The sequence below is a fragment of the Hydrogenophaga sp. 5NK40-0174 genome (genome assembly GCF_040372165.1).
Classification (GTDB): Bacteria; Pseudomonadota; Gammaproteobacteria; order Burkholderiales; family Burkholderiaceae_C; genus Hydrogenophaga.
Window position 1 is genome coordinate 209101 of sequence record NZ_BAABWG010000003.1, and the last position, 17888, is coordinate 226988.

The window sequence follows — 17888 nt, forward strand, 5'->3', positions numbered from 1 at the left end:
ACATTACCTCACATGAGCGACGCAACGGGCTGGCCGCAAGCACAAAAAAAGAGCGCCACTAGGGCGCTCCTTTATTTCGCAATGTCATCCGCCAACAGGCGGATCCACGAAAGTTGGGACCAACTTACTTGCTGACCACACGTGCCATTTCCAGGCACTTGTTGGAGTAGCCCCACTCGTTGTCGTACCAGCTCACGACCTTGATGAAGGTCTTGTCCAGGGCGATACCGGCTTCGGCGTCAAACACCGAGGTGCAGCTCTCGCCACGGAAGTCGGTGGCCACCACTTTGTCTTCGGTGTAGCCGAGCACGCCCTTCATGGCGCCTTCGCTCTGGGCCTTCATTTCGGCGCAAATCTCTTCGTAGCTCGCGTCTTTGCTCAGCTCCACGGTCAGGTCGACCACGGAGACGTCAGAGGTAGGCACGCGGAAGGACATGCCGGTCAGCTTCTTGTTCAGCTCGGGAATCACCACGCCCACTGCCTTGGCAGCGCCAGTGCTCGAAGGAATGATGTTCTCCAGAATGCCGCGGCCGCCGCGCCAGTCTTTGTTGGACGGGCCGTCAACGGTCTTTTGCGTGGCGGTGGCAGCGTGCACCGTGGTCATCAGGCCGCGCTTGATGCCCCACTTGTCGTTCAGGACCTTGGCCACGGGGGCCAGACAGTTGGTGGTGCAAGAAGCGTTGGAGATGATGGCCTGGCCAGCGTAGGTGCTGTCGTTCACGCCATAGACGAACATGGGGGTGTCGTCCTTGGACGGCGCAGACATGATGACCTTCTTGGCGCCCGCGTCGATGTGCTTTTGCGCGCCTTCCTTGGTCAGGAAGATGCCGGTGGACTCGATGACGACGTCGGCACCGATTTCACCCCACTTGAGCGCCGAAGGATCCTTCTCGGCGGTCAGGCGGATCTTCTTGCCATTGACGACCAGGTTGTTGCCGTCGACGCTGACCTCACCCTTGAAGCGGCCATGCACGCTGTCGTACTTGAGCATGTAGGCCAGGTAGTCGGGCTCGAGCAAGTCGTTGATACCGACGACTTCGATGTCCTTGAAGTTGGCAATGGCGGCGCGGAACACCATGCGGCCAATGCGGCCAAATCCGTTGATACCGACTTTGATGGTCATGTCCTCTACTCCTGTTGGATGGATGAATAAATGGGGAAGCGAAATAGGAATCCGGGGTTTCAGCGAGCCAGCGCGGCGCGCACGGTGTCGACCACGTTCTCTGCCGTAAAGCCAAAGTGCTTGAACAGGTCGCCAGCCGGCGCAGACTCGCCAAAAGTATCAATGCCGACCACAGCGGCGACGCCGTACTTCCACCAGCCGTCGGTGGAACCCATCTCGACGGCCACGCGTGGCAGGCCTTGCGGCAGCACGGACTTCTTGTAGGCCACGGTTTGCTGGTCGAACGTGGTCGTGCTGGGCATGGAGACCACGCGCACGGCAATCTTGTGTTCCTTGGCGAGGAGTTCCTGGGCCTTGAGCGCCAGCTGCACTTCGGAGCCGGTGGCGATGATGACGGCCTGGGCTTTCTTCTTCAGACCCACCTCGGCTGGCTCGGCCAGCACGTACGCACCTTTGCTAATGTCGGACAGATCCTTCTTCGGGGCATAGGGCAAGCCCTGGCGAGAGAGCAGTAGCGCGGTCGGCTTCTGGGCATTGCGCAGTGCCACCGCCCAGGCCACCGAGGTTTCGGCAGTGTCGGCCGGACGCCAGACGTCGAGGTTGGGGATCAGGCGCAGGCTGGCGGCGTGCTCGATGGACTGGTGGGTCGGGCCATCTTCGCCCAGACCGATGGAGTCGTGGGTGAACACGTGGATCACGCGCTTCTTCATCAGCGCTGCCATGCGGATGGCATTGCGGCTGTAGTCGGAGAACGTGAGGAAGGTGCCGCCGTAAGGAATGTAGCCACCGTGCAGCGCTACGCCGTTCATGATCGCGGCCATGCCGAACTCGCGCACGCCGTAGTTGATGTGACGGCCCACATGACCTTCTTCCGTCTTGACGACCTTGCCGCTCTTGTCCATGCGCAGGGCCGGCGTGGAGGGGGTGTTGGTCAGATTGGAGCCGGTGAGGTCGGCAGAACCTCCGAGCATTTCAGGCAGGTTGGCCGTGAAGTGGCCCAGGGCGATTTGGCTGGCCTTGCGGCTGGCCACGGTTTCGGCTTTCGTGTGGGCTTCGACGGCGGCGTCAACAGCGACCTGATCGAAGCTCTTGGGCAGATCCCCTGCCATGCGGCGGGTGAACTCGGCTGCCAGTTCAGGGTAAGCAGCAGCGTAAGCAGTGAACGCAGTCTCCCACTCGCCCTGTACGGCTTCGCCGGCGGCCTTGGCATCCCATGCCGCATAAACCTCAGCCGGGATTTCGAACGGTGCGGCCGTCCAGCCCAGAGCTTCGCGGGTCAGGGCAATTTCTTCGGCACCCAGGGGTTCGCCGTGGGCTTTGGCGGTGTTGGCTCGGTTGGGGCTGCCCTTGCCAATGTGGGTTTTGCAGCAGATCAGGGTGGGCTTGTCCGAGGCGGCCTTGGCTTTGGCAATGGCCGTGTCGACGGCGTCGACGTTGTGGCCGTCCACGTTGCGGATCACATTCCAGCCGCAGGCTTCGAAGCGCTTGGGCGTATCGTCCATGAACCAGGGGGCCACCTGGCCGTCGATGGAGATACCGTTGTCGTCATACAGCGCAATCAGCTTGCCCAGCTTCCAGGCACCGGCCAGGGCCACCGCTTCGTGGCTGATGCCTTCCATCAGGCAGCCGTCACCCAGGAACACATAGGTGTGGTGATCGACGATGGCATGGCCATCACGGTTGAACTCGGCTGCCAGCAGCTTCTCGGCCAGTGCCATGCCCACGGCGTTGGTGACGCCTTGGCCCAGCGGGCCAGTCGTGGTTTCGACACCAGGGGTCATGCCCACTTCAGGGTGACCGGCGGTCTTGCTGTGCAGCTGGCGGAAGTTCTTCAGCTCGGACATCGGCAGGTCGTAGCCCGTCAGGTGCAGCAGCGAATAGATCAGCATGGAGCCGTGACCATTGGACAGGACGAAACGGTCACGGTTGGCCCAGGCCGGATTGGTCGGGTTGTGTCGCAGGTGACGCCCCCACAGCGCAACGGCCATGTCGGCCATGCCCATCGGCGCGCCGGGGTGTCCCGACTTGGCTTGTTGCACGGCATCCATGGCAAGCGCACGGATGGCATTGGCTTGTTGGGTCGGGGTGGCGGTGGAGGTGGCGTCGGACATGTGGGCTGGCGAGGTCGTCGGGTGGTCGGGGCTGTCGGGCAGGTTGCGCAACAGGCGATAGGGGAAAACCCATGATTTTATCGGTCTCTGGATCGGCGTCGACCCCTGGGGCCTGGCGGCGCGCATTCCGCTCGGGCTTTGCGGCGGAGCCGACTGGGAAATAATGGGGGCTGTCACACCACTGAAGAAGACTCACACCCACAGCCATGAGCCAAGCCATGTCAACGGACGCCAGCATGAACGCGATCATCCTCGCCGCGGGCAGAGGCAAGCGCATGCGGCCATTGACCGACGCCACTCCCAAACCTCTGCTGGCCGTGCATGGACGACCGATGGTGCAATGGCTGGCAGATGCTCTGTCCGAAGGCGGCCTGGACCGACTGGTGGTCAATACCGAATGGCTGGGTGAGCAGGTCACGGCCTTCTTTGAGAGCTGGAACGTGGCGCACCCCAACGTAGCCCTGCAGTTTTCGCACGAAGGGCTGGATTTCGGCTACGCGCTGGAGACCGCCGGCGGCATTTCCCGCGCCTTGCCCATGCTCGGAGAGGTTTTCTGGGCCATGGCCGGCGACGTCTACGTGCCGGAGTTCGATTTCTCGTCGAGTACTGCGGCTTCGTTTGCCCAAAGCGACCAGCTCGCGCACTTGTGGCTGGTGCCCAATCCGGAGCACAACCCGGGCGGTGATTTCGGCTTGGATGACTCGGGGCGCGCCCTGAACGTCGATGCGGACCAGGCCCGGCAAGCCGGCATTCCCCGCTACACCTTCAGCACCATCGCCCTGTACAAGCGGGCTTTGTTTGAAGCGCCCTGGAGCGACGTGCTGCCCGGCAACCCTCAGGGCACATCGGCTCCGCTGGCGCCGCTGCTGCGCAAGGCCATGGATGCCGGCCGAGTCAGCGCGGAGCTGTTTGATGGCGCGTGGATGGACGTGGGCACGCCCGAACGGCTGGCCCAGATCAACGCAGCAGGACAATCCCATTTCTGATGACAGGGGCAGCGCAAAACGCTGACAATGGCCTATATGGATGCCCACAACGCTTATTCCGTCTATGCCAAGCGCCGTGCGCGCGTGGCAGCACAGCTTGGCCCCGGTGGGGTCGCCATCGTGCCCACCGCGCCCGAGCGCACCCGCAATCGGGACAGCGAATATCTGTTCCGCTTCGACAGCTACTTTTATTACCTGACCGGTTTCACCGAGCCCAATGCCTGGCTGGTGATCACGGCAGAAGGGCAGACCACCTTGTTTTGCCAGCCCAAAGATCTGGAACGCGAAATCTGGGACGGCTACCGGCTCGGCCCCGAGGCGGCTCCGGGCACGCTGGGTGTGGATCAGGCACTGTCTGTCGCTTCATTGGCAGCCGATATGCCCAAGCTGCTGGAGAACCGATCGTCGGTCTGGTTCCCGTTTGCCACCCATCAGGGCATGACGGCGCAGGTCGACGGCTGGTTGCAACAGGTCAAGGCCCGTGTTCGTTTTGGTGCTTTGTGCCCTGAAGCACAGCGGGACTTGTGCAGCGTGCTCGACGAGATGCGGCTGATCAAGGATGCGCACGAGCTGGCCATCATGCGCCGGGCCTCACAGATCAGCGCCAGCGCCCATGTGCGTGCCATGCAAACCTCGGCGCGGATGATTCGTGCTGGCGAGGATGTGCGCGAATACCACCTGGACGCCGAGCTGCTGCATGAGTTTCGCCGCCATGGATCGCAATACCCCGCCTACTCCAGCATTGTGGCGGCAGGTGCCAACGCCTGCGTGCTGCACTACCGGGCCGACAATGCCCCGGTGCGCGATGGCGAACTGGTGCTGATCGACGCCGGGTGCGAGCTGGATGGCTACGCCAGCGACATCACGCGAACCTTCCCGGCCAACGGACGGTTCAGCGGGCCGCAGCGCGAGCTGTATGACCTGGTGCTGGCCAGCCAGGAGGCCGCTGTCAAGGCTACCCGCCCGGGTGCGCGCTTCATCGAGCCCCACGATGCCACTGTGCGCGTGCTGGCACAGGGCATGCTCGATCTGGGTTTGCTCAACAAGAACGACGTGGGGCACCTGGACGACGTGATCGAGAAGCGCCATTATTTCCGTCACTACATGCACCGCACCGGCCACTGGCTGGGGCTGGATGTTCACGACTGCGGCAGTTATGTGGAGCCTTCGGAGCTGGGGCAGACCAGCGAACGGCTGGACCCTTTGTCCAATGAACTGATCAAGGATCGGCCCAGCCGCATCCTGCGCCCCGGGATGGTCCTCACCATCGAGCCTGGGTTGTATGTGAGCCCTTCTGAGGACGTTCCCAAGCAGTTCTGGAACACCGGTATCCGCATTGAAGACGATGCGGTGATCACCGAGACCGGGTGCGAGTTGATCACGCGCGACGTACCGGTCGATGGTGACGAGATCGAGGCTTTGATGCGTGGTTGATACTGCCCGCCAGATTCAGGTCGTGGCTGTCTGCACCGGTGAGGCTGCTCCGCTGAAGGTGAGCGACCGGGCGGTGCTTTCTGCCTTTCGCAAGACGGTTCGGCAGGGGCAGGTCGCGGTAGGTGCTTTGGGCCTGTCTGGCGACGAACAGGCCGACCTGAGCGTACACGGAGGGATTTCCAAGGCGGTCTACGTCTATCCGTCCGAGCACCTGCCGGGCTGGGCGAAGGCCCGCATAGAGAACAGCCTGGAGGTTCCTGACCAAGGTTTGCCGCCGGGCTTCATGGGTGAGAACCTGCTCATCAGCGGCCTGCTGGAAAGTGAAGTGTGGGTGGGCGACACTTTGCGCTTGCCTGGGTGCGTGCTGCGCGTGACCGAGCCACGACAGCCTTGCTACAAATTCAATGCCGTGATGGGTTATGCCCGGGCAGCGAAAGACATGGTTCAGCATTCAAGCAGTGGGTTCTATTGCTCGGTGGTTGAAGCTGGCGTGGTGGCGGCGGGCGATGCCATCGTCGTGGAGCCTGGCCAGCGAGGTCTGTCGATCAGCGACGCTTTCTCTGCCAAGAAGCTCAAGCATTTGCGCTGAGGCGCCGTTCGGCCTGCTCACCCCCGAGATCGCTGTGGTGTACAAACAGGCATGCGCCGACAAGCTTCCTCCTCCTCTTCTTCGTCCAAGGGCCCATCGCTGAGCGTTCTGACGCTCACCATGAACCCGTCCGTGGACCTTTCGACCGACACACCCAAGGTGGAACCAGTGCACAAGTTGCGCTGCTCCGAAGGCGTTCATGACGCTGGAGGCGGCGGCATCAATGTGGCTCGAGTGCTTCATCGGCTGGGAGCACCTTGCATCACGCTTTGCCCCAGCGGCGGGCCCACGGGCCACTGGCTGGAAACCCGCATGCGAGAGGAAGGGCTGGTGTGCCAGTTTGTCCCGATCGCGGGCGAGACCCGCGTCAGCTTTACCGTGCACGAAGCCAGTACCGGCCAGGAATACCGTTTCGTCATGCCCGGCCCCACCCTGAGTGAAACCGAGTGGCGTGCCTGTGTGCAAACCATCGAGAAGCTGCCGGCCATGCCCGACATCATCGTCGCCAGCGGCAGCCTGCCCCCGGGGGTTCCGGTGGATATCTATGCCCATCTTGCCGAACTGGCACGGGCCAAGGGCAGTCGACTGGTGCTCGACTCCTCTGGCCCGGGCCTGCAGGCTGCGCTGACCTCAGGCGGAGTGTTCATGGTCAAGCCCAACTTGCGCGAGCTGGGCGATTTTTGTGGTCGCAAGCTGCAAACACCCGAGGAAGGGCTGGCTGTGGCCAAGGAGCTGGTGGCCCAGTCAAAGGCTGAGGTCGTGGCACTCACGCTAGGAGAGCAGGGCGCCTACCTGGTCTGCCATGAAGGGGCCTGGTTCGCTCCGCCACTGAGTGTGCCGATCGCCAGCGCCGTCGGGGCTGGCGACAGCTTCGTAGCCGGCATGGTGTGGGGCCTGCGCAGCCAGCAACCCATTGAAGAAGCCTTTGCCTGGGGCGTGGCAGCGGGCTCAGCCGCCCTCATCACCACGGGCACCGGACTTTGCAAGACCGACGACGTGCAGCGACTGAAGCCGGCTGTGGCCCTGCAATCCCTGTAACTTGTCATTGACAAAGTTAATTTTGTTGCAAATAATTCGCATTTGCGATTAGAGCGCCGTTACGTCGCGGTCCAAGCCATCGGGTCGACCGCGATACCAATGCGCTCTCCTTCCCCCAGCCAGCCAAGGCACGGCCTCAGCGTCACCACCCGGTGACCGCCGGCACATTCGCCCTCGCCAGCCAGGTGTCATCCCAACCTTTGCTGACGAAACCATGTCGAATGTCGTTCTGGCCAAATCGGGCCGATCTGTTGCTTCCCCTGTTGCTTTCTCTCTGGCATCGCCCGTTGTGGCCGCCGCACTGATGGTGGTCCATCTTGGGTTCGGCTCTGCCGCCTGGGCCCAGTCGTCGGACGCCCAGGCACCGGTCGATGGCAGCGCCGAAGAGCTGCCCGCCGTGGTCATCAAGACCAAGCGCGAAAACCGCGTATCCAAAGGCGCGACCAATCTCCCCATCGAAGTCAAGGACACGCCACAGTCGATCAGCACGATCGACAAGGACACCTTGCGCAACTTCGGCGCTTCGGACAGCAATGATGCGTTGCGCCATGGCACCGGTCTGACGGTCGACGAATGGGAGACCAACCGGACGTCCTACAGCGCTCGCGGATTTGACATCATGCTCACCCAGATCGACGGGCTGGGCATGACCAATGACTGGGGCATTGCAGAAGGTCAGCTCGATACCTATCTGTTCGACAAGGTCGAGCTGATCCGGGGCGCCAACGGCCTGCTGACTGGCGTTGGCAATGCATCGGGCACCATCAACTACGTGCGCAAGCGCCCCACCAACACCGACGGCGGCGAGGCTCTGGTGACCTTGGGAAGCTACGGGCAAAAGCGCGTTGCCCTGGACTACAACAAGGTGCTGACAGAGGACGGCCGATGGGCAGGGCGCATGGTTCTGGCGCAGGAAGACAAGGACTCCCATCTGCGTGCCCTGTCCAACAAACGCACCGCTTTCTCTGGCATCGTCGAAGGGCAGGTGGGTGACAACGGGATTCTGGCGCTGGGCATGACCTATCAGGACGCAAAACAGCGCTCGCCCATGTGGGGCTCCCTGACACTGCCTTATGCCGATGGCACGCTGGCCGAGTTCGACGTTTCGGCGTCGACTTCGCAGGACTGGACACGGTGGGACAACGAGACCACCACGGCATTTGTTGAATACACCCACGCACTGTCATCCGACTGGGAAGCCAAGGTCACCTACAACCATGCCGAGACGAAGAGCGCAACACGCCTCTTCTACGCCTATACCGCCACGGGCTACCTCAACAACGACAACACCGGCCTGCTGGGCTGGCCGTATCGCAGTGAAGGCTCATCGAGCAGCGACATTGTTGACGCCAACCTCAGTGGTCAGTTCCAGGCCTGGGGGCGCAAGCATGAAGCGCTGGTTGGTCTGAGCCACTCCCGACAAGAGAGCCTCACCGAGTCCTACGCGGGCGCGACCTTCCCGGTGATGCCGGCATTTCCCTATGGCGGCGACGTCTACCCCGAGCCCGCATGGGGCGAGAAATCGGTGTCTGCCGATGGTGAACAGAGCATCACTCGCCTGTACACCGCCGGACGCCTGCAGATCACCGACCAACTCAAGGGGATTGCAGGCATCAACGCCATCAGGCTCGTGCGCGATGGCACAGCCATTTACGGCGGAGGAACCAACCTGGACAATGAAACCACCCAGAAGGTCAGCCCGTATGTCGGTCTGACCTATGACCTCACGCCGCACGCGCTGGCCTACGCCTCCTATTCCGATATCTATCAGGCACAGGATCAACGCGACATCCATGGCGCTTTTCTCAAACCCATGAAAGGGGTGAACACCGAGGTGGGCGTCAAGGCCGAATGGCTCGGCGGCAAGCTGCTGACCACGGTGGCCTTCTTCAATGCCGAGCAAAAGGGCCTGGCCACCGTGGCAGGCTTCGATGCTGTGGCCCAGCAGTCCTACTACGAGCCCAAGGACGTCACTACCAGAGGGTTCGAGATCGAGGCCACAGGCCACGTCAGCGAAGACACCAAGATCACCGCCGGCTTCACCTCCATGAAGCTCACGGGGCCTGATGGTGGCGACATTTATGAGTGGATTCCACGTCGCACCGTCAAGCTGCTGGCCGAGACCCGCGTGCCCGTGATGCCCAAGCTTCGTGTGGGGTCGGGCGTGCGCTGGCAGTCAGGTATCTCCAAGCTCGCCGGCGCCCGTCAGAGCGCCTATACCGTGGCTGATGCCTATGCCGCTTACGAGCTGAGCGACCAGGCCACCGTGCGCCTGAACGTGAACAATGTGTTCGACAAGAAGTACATCCGGTCTGTGACGTATGGCGCGATCTACGGTGCGCCGCGCACAGCGTCGGTCACGCTTGAGTACAAGTTCTGATCAACGGTGTGAAAGCACAAGCGAACATGAGCCACCCTCACGCGCCACTTCGGTGGCCAGTCATCACTGCCCGGGTTCTGACCGGTATCTTTGGCAGCTACGCCTTCACCTGGGGCTTTGCTGCCGCGAGCACTGCTGCTCTGGTCGGTCTGGGCACCGACTACCACGATGCTGAGCAAGGCGTGGTGATGTTCGCCTTTGTGCTGTTTCTCGCTCTGTTCCTGTGGTCATTCTCCGAACGCAGCCTGAAGCGTGTCGGGGTGGTACTGGTGGCTGGTGCGGCGCTACAGTTCACGGCGGCATGGGCCATCCAGCGCGCCATTCTGGCTTGAAGGGAAGGCACCATGCTACAGAATTTCCGGCTGTCCATGGCCTGGCTGCACACCTGGTTTGGCCTGGTGATCGGCTTTGTGTTGATGGTGGTGTTCTTCTTTGGTTCTCTCTCGGTCTTTGACCGCGAGATCGACCGCTGGGCCCTGCCCGAGACACGCTTCGACCCGCAGCCAATGCCCTCGTTTGACAAGGTGCTGCTGCCGGCATTGAACAAGATCGAGCCGAGCGAAACGGACTATGCGGCCAACATGCCGCTGCTCCACGATGCGGCCCGAGGGCCCATGACGCCTCGATTGCAGCTTCCGGCTGCGGAGTACTGGGCCTACACGACGCACCGCGATCCCGTGCTCCGCATGGGCGTGGGGTTTGGCGTTCCGCAGCCCAAAGACCCGGCGGCCCACAACCACATCCATGGCGACGCCACCATCGATCCGCGCAGTGGCGCTTTCGTGCGGGCCGACCAGCTCAAGATCGGCAGCGAGTGGTTCTACCCCATGCATTACAGCCTGAACTGGCAATGGAAGAACCTGGGGATTTTCATTGTCGGCCTGAGCGCACTGGTCATGCTCGCCGCGCTGGTCTCCGGCGTGGTGATCCACCGCCGCATCTTCCGTGAGTTCTTCACCTTTCGCCCGAAAAAGCACATTCAGCGCAGCACACTCGATCTGCACAACATGACCGGAGTGGTCGCGTTGCCTTTCCATTTTTTCTTCGCGTTCACCGGCCTGGTGATCTTTGGCGCTGCTTACTTCTTGCCGGTTTCGCAGTTCCAGCTCAAAGGGCTGCACGACCGGCATGAGGTCATGGAGGCCGCAGCCACCGGCTTGCCTCATCAGCCCTCCGGTGTTCGCGCACCACTGGCTTCGGTGGACGCCATGGTGGCCGACGCCAAGCGGCGCTGGGCCGCACGGGACATGGCTGGCGAGGTGGGCTATCTGGAAGTTCACCATGTGGGCGATGCCAACAGCTACGTAAGCATCTATCGCGCGGGCAGCGACCGGGTGGCGCTGGTCGGCGAGGGCATTCATTTCAAAGGGAGTACTGGCGAGCTGCTGCGCGAGGATCCACCCCGAAGCCCGGTGGCCAGCACGCACGAATTCCTCACAGGCCTGCATTTGCAGCATTTCGAACATTGGCTGCTGCGGTGGCTGTACGTGCTGGGTGGCTTGCTGGGCTGCGTCTGCATCGCAACAGGCTTTGTGTTCTTTGTCGAGAAGCGCAAGCGACAGCACGCCAAGGCCGGGTCGCAGGCCAGCCGCGTCGTTGACGCGCTCGCAGTCACAACCGTCACCGGGATGGTGATCGCCACGGTTGGCATGTTGGCGGCCAACCGTTTGCTGCCGGAGGAACTCGCGGGCAAGGGCGATTGGGAAAAGGGCGTGTTCTTCGGGCTATGGCTGCTGGCCATGGCTCATGCCTTCGCGCGCAGTGCCCCATTGGCCCAGGGCGGGATGAACCCTGCCTGGAAGGAACAGTGCTGGGCCATTGCCTGCCTGGGCTTTGTCGCGGTCATCGCCAATGCCCTGAGCACAGGTGAGCATCTGGTTCGCAGCATCTTCATTGAGACGAATTGGGCCGTCGCGGGCGTTGACTTGAGCCTGATGGCCACGGCTGTTGCGGCAGTCTGCTCGGCGCGCGTCATGGCCAGCCGGGAAAGTGGTCGCAGCCATGAAAGCACTTCAGAAGGCCAGGCGGAGGCTTCCCATGCCTGAGTTCGCCTACCTTCTGCTGGCCGCCGTATTCAACCTCTCGGGCATGGCCTGGCTGGCCTTGTCCATGGAGGTGCACTGGGAACAAGTCATGCACTCGGTCAGCAAGAGACGCTCTGCACGTCCACGCTGGACGCGCTTGGCAGGCGCTACTGCCCATGGCGGCTCGCTGATGGCTTGTCTGGCCGCCGACCGTCCATCCATGGCCGTGCTGGTCTGGGTCATGCTGCTGGCCGCCAGTGCCTTCGGCGTGGCCATGACACTCAGCTACCGACCCAGGTGGCTGACCTGGTGGGCCTCACTGCATTTTCAGGCATCGCAGGGGCACTCCCCGCAGGCCTGACGGACGCGCAGCGATGCGGCGGGAAGCCATGCTTCCTGCAGAAACTGACACGCCCTAAAATTGAATGTAAAATAGAATCATTCTCATTTGTCTTTGATTTACAGGAACTGACACGACCATGAAACTGCATTCCGTTGCTGCCGCTGTTCTGGCCGCCTCCACCCTGACCCTCGCGGGTCTTCCTGCCCACGCGCAAAGCGCCCAGCCAGTGGCCAGCGCCTCAAGCGCCAAGGTTGATCATGCGTCCGTGGCTCGCCACTATGCGGACGTGGTGTATGCCAACTACACAGACACCCTGGCTGGCGCCAAAAGCCTGCAAACTGCCATTGACGGTTTCCTTGCATCCCCTTCTGCAGAAGGCCTGGAAAAAGCCCGTCAGGCCTGGCGCAACGCTCGCGAGTTCTACGGCCAGACCGAAGCTTTCCGTTTCTATGGCGGGCCCATTGATGACGAGAACGGCCCTGAGGGTCAGATCAATGCCTGGCCGCTGGATGAAGCCTATGTGGACGCCGTGGAAGGCAAGCCCAAAAGCGGCCTGATCAACGATACGAAGTTCAAGATCACCAAAGCCAACCTCACCAAGTTCAACGAGCGTGGCGGCGAAGAAAACATCAGCGCCGGCTGGCACGCCATCGAGTTTCTGCTTTGGGGTCAGGACCTGAGCGAAACCGGCCCCGGCAACCGCTCCTTCGAGGACTTTGTCGATGGAAAGGCACCCAATGCCGATCGCCGCCGCCAGTACCTGTCAGAGGCCACCGCACTGCTGGTGGACGACCTGAGCGGCCTGGTCGACGCATGGGCGCCTGGACAAAAGAACTACCGCGCCAAGTTTGAGAAAGGTGGCAAGGAGTCTGTGCGCAAGATGATCGTCGGCCTTGGATCGCTCTCACGCGGCGAGCTCTCTGGCGAACGCATGGAAGTGGCCTTGAACTCCCAGGACCAGGAAGACGAACACTCCTGCTTCTCTGACAACACCCACCGCGACGTCGTGACCAACGCCAAGGGCATCCAGAACGTCTGGACCGGCAGCTATACACGCGCCGACGGATCCACACTCACCGGTCCATCCTTGCAAGGGCTTGTGGCCGCCAAGGATGCTGCGCTGGCAGAAAAGCTCACAGCGCAGATCGCCGGATCGGTGCAATCCGCCGAGAGCATTCCAGCACCGTTCGACCGCGCAATCGTTCAGGGTTCTGCCGGTCGCCCAGCCGTCGAGAAGACCATTGCCAGCCTGGTTCAACAATCCAAGCTTCTGGTCCAGTCGGCCGGTGCAGTGGGTATTGCCAAATTGACACTGGTCGAACCTTGATCGTCTGCCATGCCGCCGCGGCGGTATGGCTTGCATCATCAGGCGCCGCATGCGAACTTCCGGACCGATCCGGGGCGGTTCGTGTGTGTCGCGCACACTGCCCGGTCCTCTGGACCCACTCTCACACCGGCGATGCCGGTACAGCTTTCCATGCTCATCTCTCCCACAGCCATGCGCCTCGCGCTAGCCACTGGGGTTGTCACCCTCGCTGCGTCAGCGCTCAGCCTGCAGGCTGCAGATCAGCCAGCGTCCGACAACACCCCCGGCAAGTCGCTGGGCGAGGCCACTGGTGGCAAGACCACTGTCTGGGCCAACGGTCGCAACGCATTTTCGTTCCCTCTGGCCAATCTGACCGATCCTGAGCGGACGCGTTTCGTCATTGGCAACTCCTTTTTCAAGCGCAACTGGGTTGAAGCCCCGGCGTCCACCACCGCTCGCGATGGTCTTGGGCCTCACTTCATTGCGCGATCCTGTGGCGGCTGCCATGGCATGGACGGCCGCGGCGAGCCACCGGAGTGGGACAAGACCATTGGTCCCGAGCCCGACAAGACGGTCAGTCTTCTGATTCGCCTGTCGCTCCCAGGGAAGCCTGCGGCTCATGCAGGTGTCGTTCCAGAGCCCCGCTATGGCGACCAGTTCAACAACGCCGGCATACAGGGCGTACAGCCCGAAGGCCATGTAGAGATCCATCGTTCCAGCATCGAGCGCCAATTCGCCGACGGAACACGGGTGACGCTCTCCAAACCTGAATACCGACTCACCAACCTGGCCTATGGCCCGATGCACGAGAACGTGCTCATCAGCCCTCGCATCGCTCCGCATCTGGCCGGACTTGGACTCATCGAAGCCATCGACGAGCAAGACATCCTGACCAATGCCCGTGAACAATATGCGGCGAACGGGCCGATCAAAGGCATGCCGAACCGCGTGTGGGATGCTTTTGCCAAGAAGGAAGTCATCGGCCGCTTCGGCTGGAAAGCCAACACCGGCACCATTGCCCATCAAAGCGCCGGCGCTTTTCTGGGGGACATGGGCATCACCACCAGCGTCTTTCACCAGGAGGCCTGCACGTCTCATCAGACCGATTGTCTGAAGGCACCCCATGGGGGCGGCCGCACCAAGGGCAAGAATGGCATCGTGCCTGCCCGAGACGCCAAGGCTTCACGCCCGGAGATCGATGACAAAACGCTGGGGGATGTGATCTTCTATACCTCCACGCTCGCCCCTGCTGCCCGCCGCAAACCGGAAGACCCCCAGGTATTGCGCGGACAGGCGCTTTTCCATCAGGCACAGTGCGCGGTGTGCCACCGTCCCAGCTATCAGACCACTGGCACCCTGTTTCCACGCCTGACCAGCCCGGCTGTGAAAAACCAGACCATCTGGCCTTACACGGACTTGCTCCTGCACGACATGGGTGAAGACCTCGCCGATGGCCGACCAGATTTTCTGGCCAGTGGCCGCCAATGGAAAACGCCGCCTCTGTGGGGTATTGGCCTGATTCGGGCTGTCAACGGACACCAGCGCCTGATGCACGACGGCCGCGCCAACGGCGTGCTGGAAGCTGTGCTCTGGCATGGTGGTGAAGCCGAGGCATCTCGCCAGATGGTGGAGCAATTCACTGACGCTGATCGCCAGGCCCTCGTGGCATTCGTGGAGTCGCTGTGAGCCAGACCAACTTCAGACCTGGCCCTGCGCCGACATCGCAGCGTTTTGTTCGTTCGATATGTTGCGGTGCGCTTCTGCTCGCGGCGACCATGCTTGCTCCATTGCATGCGCAAACCCGGGAAGCAACGCCCATGCCCTACTACTCCGCCGCGCAAGCGGTCAAGGGCTTGTACGTTCACGATCTCCCGATCAGGGCACAAGCCTTTGCGAATGAAGCCCATGAGCTGGTGTCTGCCACACAAGGCTATTGCGCCGGCAAGGTACAAAACCAGGCCTTGCAAGAGCGATGGGTGACGGCGCTTGAGCTGTGGCAACGGCTGGCAACACCGGCCATCGGCCCTTTGGTGGAACGCCGATCGCAAAGGGCCATCGACTTTTGGCCCAGCCGAGACAAACTCATTCGGCGTGCTCTGAAAAAGGCTCCCAGAACGCTCCAGGACATGGGCATGGTCGGCACACCGGCCAAGGGCTTCGGCGGTTTTGAGCGGCTTCTCGCGCCAGCTGGCGATGCAGGTGCGGACTGGCCCAGCCTGCCATTGCGCGGCTCGGCCTGCAGCTACCTTCTGATGGTGGCCAAGGACATCGACCGGGAGGGCTCCGCCCTGCTGGAACGTTCCAACGCCATGGCTGCAAAGGACTGGTCGGATGCGGAGGAAGACGTCTCCCGTCTGTTTGCGGAGTGGGTCAATCAATGGCTGGGTGGGCTGGAGCGCTTGCGCTGGGCCTACATTGGCAAGCCGCTGGCACAGGCTGAGACCGCGCGTGAAGTCAATCCAGGGGCACCGCTTTCCCTTGCCCGATTCAACTGGGCGCACAACGTGCGGGACTGGCGAGCACAATGGGCGAGCCTTTCGGCGATGGCGGTTCTCTCTGATGCACAGCGTTTGATTCCGCCGACCGGCGACGATGGCGTACCGCCAATCGAGGCCCTTCTGCTCGGCAAGGGTTACATCGATCTGGCCGGCCGATGGCATTCTGCCGTCGCCCGGGTGTCTTCGTTGGTGACGGACCTGGACACCAGCCAACCCGCTTCACATGAGAAGCTCAAGACACTGACCGATGCCATGCAGGCGGTCGCCAACTTGTACCAGGATGAAGTCGCTTCGGCCCTGGATGTCCCATTGGGTTTTTCGGATGCCGACGGTGACTGAGAAATTGGGCATTTCCCGTCGCACGTTCACGCGGCTTTGTGCCGCCAGGTCCTTGGCGCTTGTTGGAGCAGCCCATGCTTGGGGGGGGCCGCCGGCTGTCGAAGCCGGGCAAGGCGTCTGGCTCGCCGCCACATGGCAGCTCGGACCGCACTGGTTTGCTGGCGTGATGGGCTGGGACGCTGGCGCGCCCGACAAAAAGGCAGTGGTGCGCGCTCAGCTACGGCTCCCATCAAGAGCCCATGGAGTACATGTCGAGCAGGATGGCAGCATTCTGGTGGCCGCGCGCCGGCCTGGCGACTGGTTGTTGCGGTGGAATCCATCGAGAGCGGACGATACTGCGCAGTGGTTCTGGATCGATGATGATCATCGTTTCACTGGTCACGTGCTCGGCTCGGATGATGGCAACATCTGGACGACCGAGACCCGGCTGGAAGACGCACGGGGCCTGGTCTCTCGTCGCGACCCACACACCTTCGAACGCCTTCAAAGCTGGCCAACCGGAGGCTTCGATCCGCACATGATGTTGCGGCTTCCGGTGGCGCTTGGCGCTCTGCCTGCCGGAACACTGCTGGTGGCCAATGGCGGCATTCCGACCCTCGCCGAGACTGGCCGGCTCAAGCGCGACCTGGATCGGATGGATGCTTCTCTCGCTGCCTTCCATGGCAGCACCGGCGAAGCGTTGGGGAGGTGGACATTGGGCGACCCTCGCCTGAGTATCCGGCATCTGAGTTTCGACTCACAGAGCCAACAGGTCGGGACCGGATTGCAGGCCCAGCATGACGCCGATTCACTTCGGCTCGCCGCTCCAGTGCTTGCGCTGTTTGACGGTTGGTCGTTGCGTACCGCCACAGGGCAGCCCGGTCTGGACGGGTATGGTGGCGACCTGTGCGCGCGGCCGGGCGGTGGCTTTCTGGTTGGTTGTCCGAAATCCAATCAATTGGCGGCTTTTGACGCTGAGGGTCGTTGGCTGGAGCAGTGGCCCATGGCGTCTGCGTGCGCCGTCGATCAACGCGACGGTCGCTGGTGGGCGGGCGGTGAGAATGCGGTATTTCATGGCGTTGATGCCAGTTCCGGCCTCTCCCGGCGAGTCAGCGACCAAAGCGGCTCAGCTACGTCAGTGCGTTTGGACAACCACTGGCGCCTGTGGTCGACCGCTTGATGCGGGTTGAGCAGCGTTGGCTGGCGTGGCGGCACACAAGCCGCGTCTCTCGTCACACGGTGAAGCGGTCCTTCACTCGTGCAGTCATTCGGAATGGTGCGACTCGGGGGTAGACGAGGCGGCAGTCACATGGCACGCGTCGCCCGTTCGGCTGCAGTTTCCGTCTGCCTCCAGCCAGGGATGCGCATGCCCGGCACATCCCGTCTGGCAGATGACTTGTTGGGCGGCTTGAGATTGGCGTGGCAGCGGCACCCGTGCGCGTGCTGGCGCGGTGGCTGAACGTTGCGGCACGGCTTGACCGAGGTTCCAGTACACCGCCGTTCGGATGATGAGCAGCTCCGCTCGCAGGCGCATGGCTTCTGCGTCAGCCGCGTCTGCCCTTTGCCTGAGTCGCTCAAATTGTGCGGTGACCTGGTGCTGAATGTTGCCCAGGTGCCTGACCAATGCAATGTGCTCGGCTTTGAGTTGTACAGCTCTTTCCTGCGATGCTTTGCGCTTGTCCTGCGTTGGCATGGTCCCTGGCGCGATGTTGAGCAATGATTTCACATTCGACTCCTG

At 62.3% G+C, this 17888-nt stretch carries 15 protein-coding genes; 12 read left to right on the plus strand and 3 right to left on the minus strand.

The window, feature by feature from the left end; translation table 11 throughout:
* Positions 1-124: 124 nt before the first annotated feature.
* Entirely contained in the window at positions 125-1123 is a 999-nt protein-coding gene (gene gap, locus ABWV89_RS10495) for a type I glyceraldehyde-3-phosphate dehydrogenase (protein ID WP_353396386.1), read from the minus strand.
* A gap of 59 nt (positions 1124-1182) precedes the next feature.
* Positions 1183-3234, minus strand: a complete 2052-nt coding sequence (tkt, locus tag ABWV89_RS10500; protein ID WP_353396388.1) for a transketolase — start codon at positions 3232-3234, stop codon at positions 1183-1185.
* Positions 3235-3452: 218 nt separating this feature from the next.
* On the opposite strand from tkt, the gene ABWV89_RS10505 reads away from it, so the two are divergent.
* The 12 genes from ABWV89_RS10505 to ABWV89_RS10560 all read left to right on the plus strand — a co-directional run bounded on the left by ABWV89_RS10505 (position 3453) and on the right by ABWV89_RS10560 (position 17330).
* Complete coding sequence (locus tag ABWV89_RS10505; RefSeq protein ID WP_353396389.1) at positions 3453-4220, plus strand: nucleotidyltransferase family protein; 768 nt, start codon at positions 3453-3455, stop codon at positions 4218-4220.
* A 36-nt stretch (positions 4221-4256) separates the two neighbouring features.
* Positions 4257-5654, plus strand: coding sequence for an aminopeptidase P N-terminal domain-containing protein (locus ABWV89_RS10510; RefSeq protein WP_353396390.1), 1398 nt, complete (start codon positions 4257-4259; stop codon positions 5652-5654).
* Positions 5647-6243, plus strand: a complete 597-nt coding sequence (locus ABWV89_RS10515; protein ID WP_353396392.1) for an MOSC domain-containing protein — start codon at positions 5647-5649, stop codon at positions 6241-6243. The genes ABWV89_RS10510 and ABWV89_RS10515 overlap by 8 nt, the downstream gene beginning before the upstream one ends.
* 51 nt (positions 6244-6294) lie before the next feature.
* A complete protein-coding gene (locus ABWV89_RS10520; RefSeq protein WP_353396393.1) occupies positions 6295-7281 on the plus strand; it encodes a 1-phosphofructokinase family hexose kinase in 987 nt (328 codons plus the stop codon).
* 214 nt (positions 7282-7495) lie between these two features.
* Entirely contained in the window at positions 7496-9661 is a 2166-nt protein-coding gene (locus ABWV89_RS10525; RefSeq protein ID WP_353396395.1) for a TonB-dependent siderophore receptor, read from the plus strand.
* A gap of 26 nt (positions 9662-9687) precedes the next feature.
* Positions 9688-9993: an iron uptake protein gene (locus tag ABWV89_RS10530; protein ID WP_353396398.1), complete on the plus strand. Its 306-nt coding sequence runs from the start codon at positions 9688-9690 to the stop codon at positions 9991-9993.
* A gap of 12 nt (positions 9994-10005) precedes the next feature.
* Entirely contained in the window at positions 10006-11706 is a 1701-nt protein-coding gene (locus tag ABWV89_RS10535; RefSeq protein WP_353396400.1) for a PepSY-associated TM helix domain-containing protein, read from the plus strand.
* Positions 11699-12046 carry a DUF3325 domain-containing protein gene (locus tag ABWV89_RS10540; protein ID WP_353396402.1) on the plus strand — a complete coding sequence of 116 codons (348 nt, stop codon included), beginning with the start codon at positions 11699-11701 and terminating at the stop codon, positions 12044-12046. Before ABWV89_RS10535 ends, ABWV89_RS10540 begins: the two co-directional genes overlap by 8 nt.
* Positions 12047-12164: 118 nt before the next feature.
* On the plus strand, positions 12165-13355 hold the full coding sequence (locus tag ABWV89_RS10545) for an imelysin family protein (protein ID WP_353396404.1): 1191 nt from the start codon (positions 12165-12167) through the stop codon (positions 13353-13355).
* Positions 13356-13505: 150 nt separating this feature from the next.
* Positions 13506-15020: a di-heme oxidoreductase family protein gene (locus tag ABWV89_RS10550; RefSeq protein WP_353396405.1), complete on the plus strand. Its 1515-nt coding sequence runs from the start codon at positions 13506-13508 to the stop codon at positions 15018-15020.
* A gap of 89 nt (positions 15021-15109) precedes the next feature.
* The gene (locus ABWV89_RS10555; RefSeq protein WP_353396407.1) at positions 15110-16171 is read left to right on the plus strand and encodes an imelysin family protein; all 1062 of its coding nucleotides are present in this window, start codon (positions 15110-15112) and stop codon (positions 16169-16171) included.
* Positions 16164-17330, plus strand: a complete 1167-nt coding sequence (locus ABWV89_RS10560; protein ID WP_353396409.1) for a DUF1513 domain-containing protein — start codon at positions 16164-16166, stop codon at positions 17328-17330. The genes ABWV89_RS10555 and ABWV89_RS10560 overlap by 8 nt, the downstream gene beginning before the upstream one ends.
* An 84-nt stretch (positions 17331-17414) precedes the next feature.
* On the opposite strand, the gene ABWV89_RS10565 is transcribed toward ABWV89_RS10560, so the two are convergent.
* Positions 17415-17876 (minus strand): hypothetical protein, encoded by a 462-nt coding sequence (locus ABWV89_RS10565; RefSeq protein WP_353396411.1) that lies wholly within the window; start codon positions 17874-17876, stop codon positions 17415-17417.
* Positions 17877-17888 lie beyond the last annotated feature (12 nt).

Excerpts from the sequence above, each read along its gene's own strand:
- gap (WP_353396386.1), bottom strand. The coding sequence starts at position 1,123 with ATGACCATCAAAGTCGGTATCAACGGATTTGGCCGCATTGGCCGCATG.
- tkt (WP_353396388.1), bottom strand. The coding sequence starts at position 3,234 with ATGTCCGACGCCACCTCCACCGCCACCCCGACCCAACAAGCCAATGCC.
- ABWV89_RS10505 (WP_353396389.1), top strand. The coding sequence starts at position 3,453 with ATGTCAACGGACGCCAGCATGAACGCGATCATCCTCGCCGCGGGCAGA.
- ABWV89_RS10510 (WP_353396390.1), top strand. The coding sequence starts at position 4,257 with ATGGATGCCCACAACGCTTATTCCGTCTATGCCAAGCGCCGTGCGCGC.
- ABWV89_RS10520 (WP_353396393.1), top strand. The coding sequence starts at position 6,295 with ATGCGCCGACAAGCTTCCTCCTCCTCTTCTTCGTCCAAGGGCCCATCG.
- ABWV89_RS10525 (WP_353396395.1), top strand. The coding sequence starts at position 7,496 with ATGTCGAATGTCGTTCTGGCCAAATCGGGCCGATCTGTTGCTTCCCCT.
- ABWV89_RS10530 (WP_353396398.1), top strand. The coding sequence starts at position 9,688 with ATGAGCCACCCTCACGCGCCACTTCGGTGGCCAGTCATCACTGCCCGG.
- ABWV89_RS10535 (WP_353396400.1), top strand. The coding sequence starts at position 10,006 with ATGCTACAGAATTTCCGGCTGTCCATGGCCTGGCTGCACACCTGGTTT.
- ABWV89_RS10540 (WP_353396402.1), top strand. The coding sequence starts at position 11,699 with ATGCCTGAGTTCGCCTACCTTCTGCTGGCCGCCGTATTCAACCTCTCG.
- ABWV89_RS10545 (WP_353396404.1), top strand. The coding sequence starts at position 12,165 with ATGAAACTGCATTCCGTTGCTGCCGCTGTTCTGGCCGCCTCCACCCTG.
- ABWV89_RS10550 (WP_353396405.1), top strand. The coding sequence starts at position 13,506 with ATGCTCATCTCTCCCACAGCCATGCGCCTCGCGCTAGCCACTGGGGTT.
- ABWV89_RS10555 (WP_353396407.1), top strand. The coding sequence starts at position 15,110 with ATGCTTGCTCCATTGCATGCGCAAACCCGGGAAGCAACGCCCATGCCC.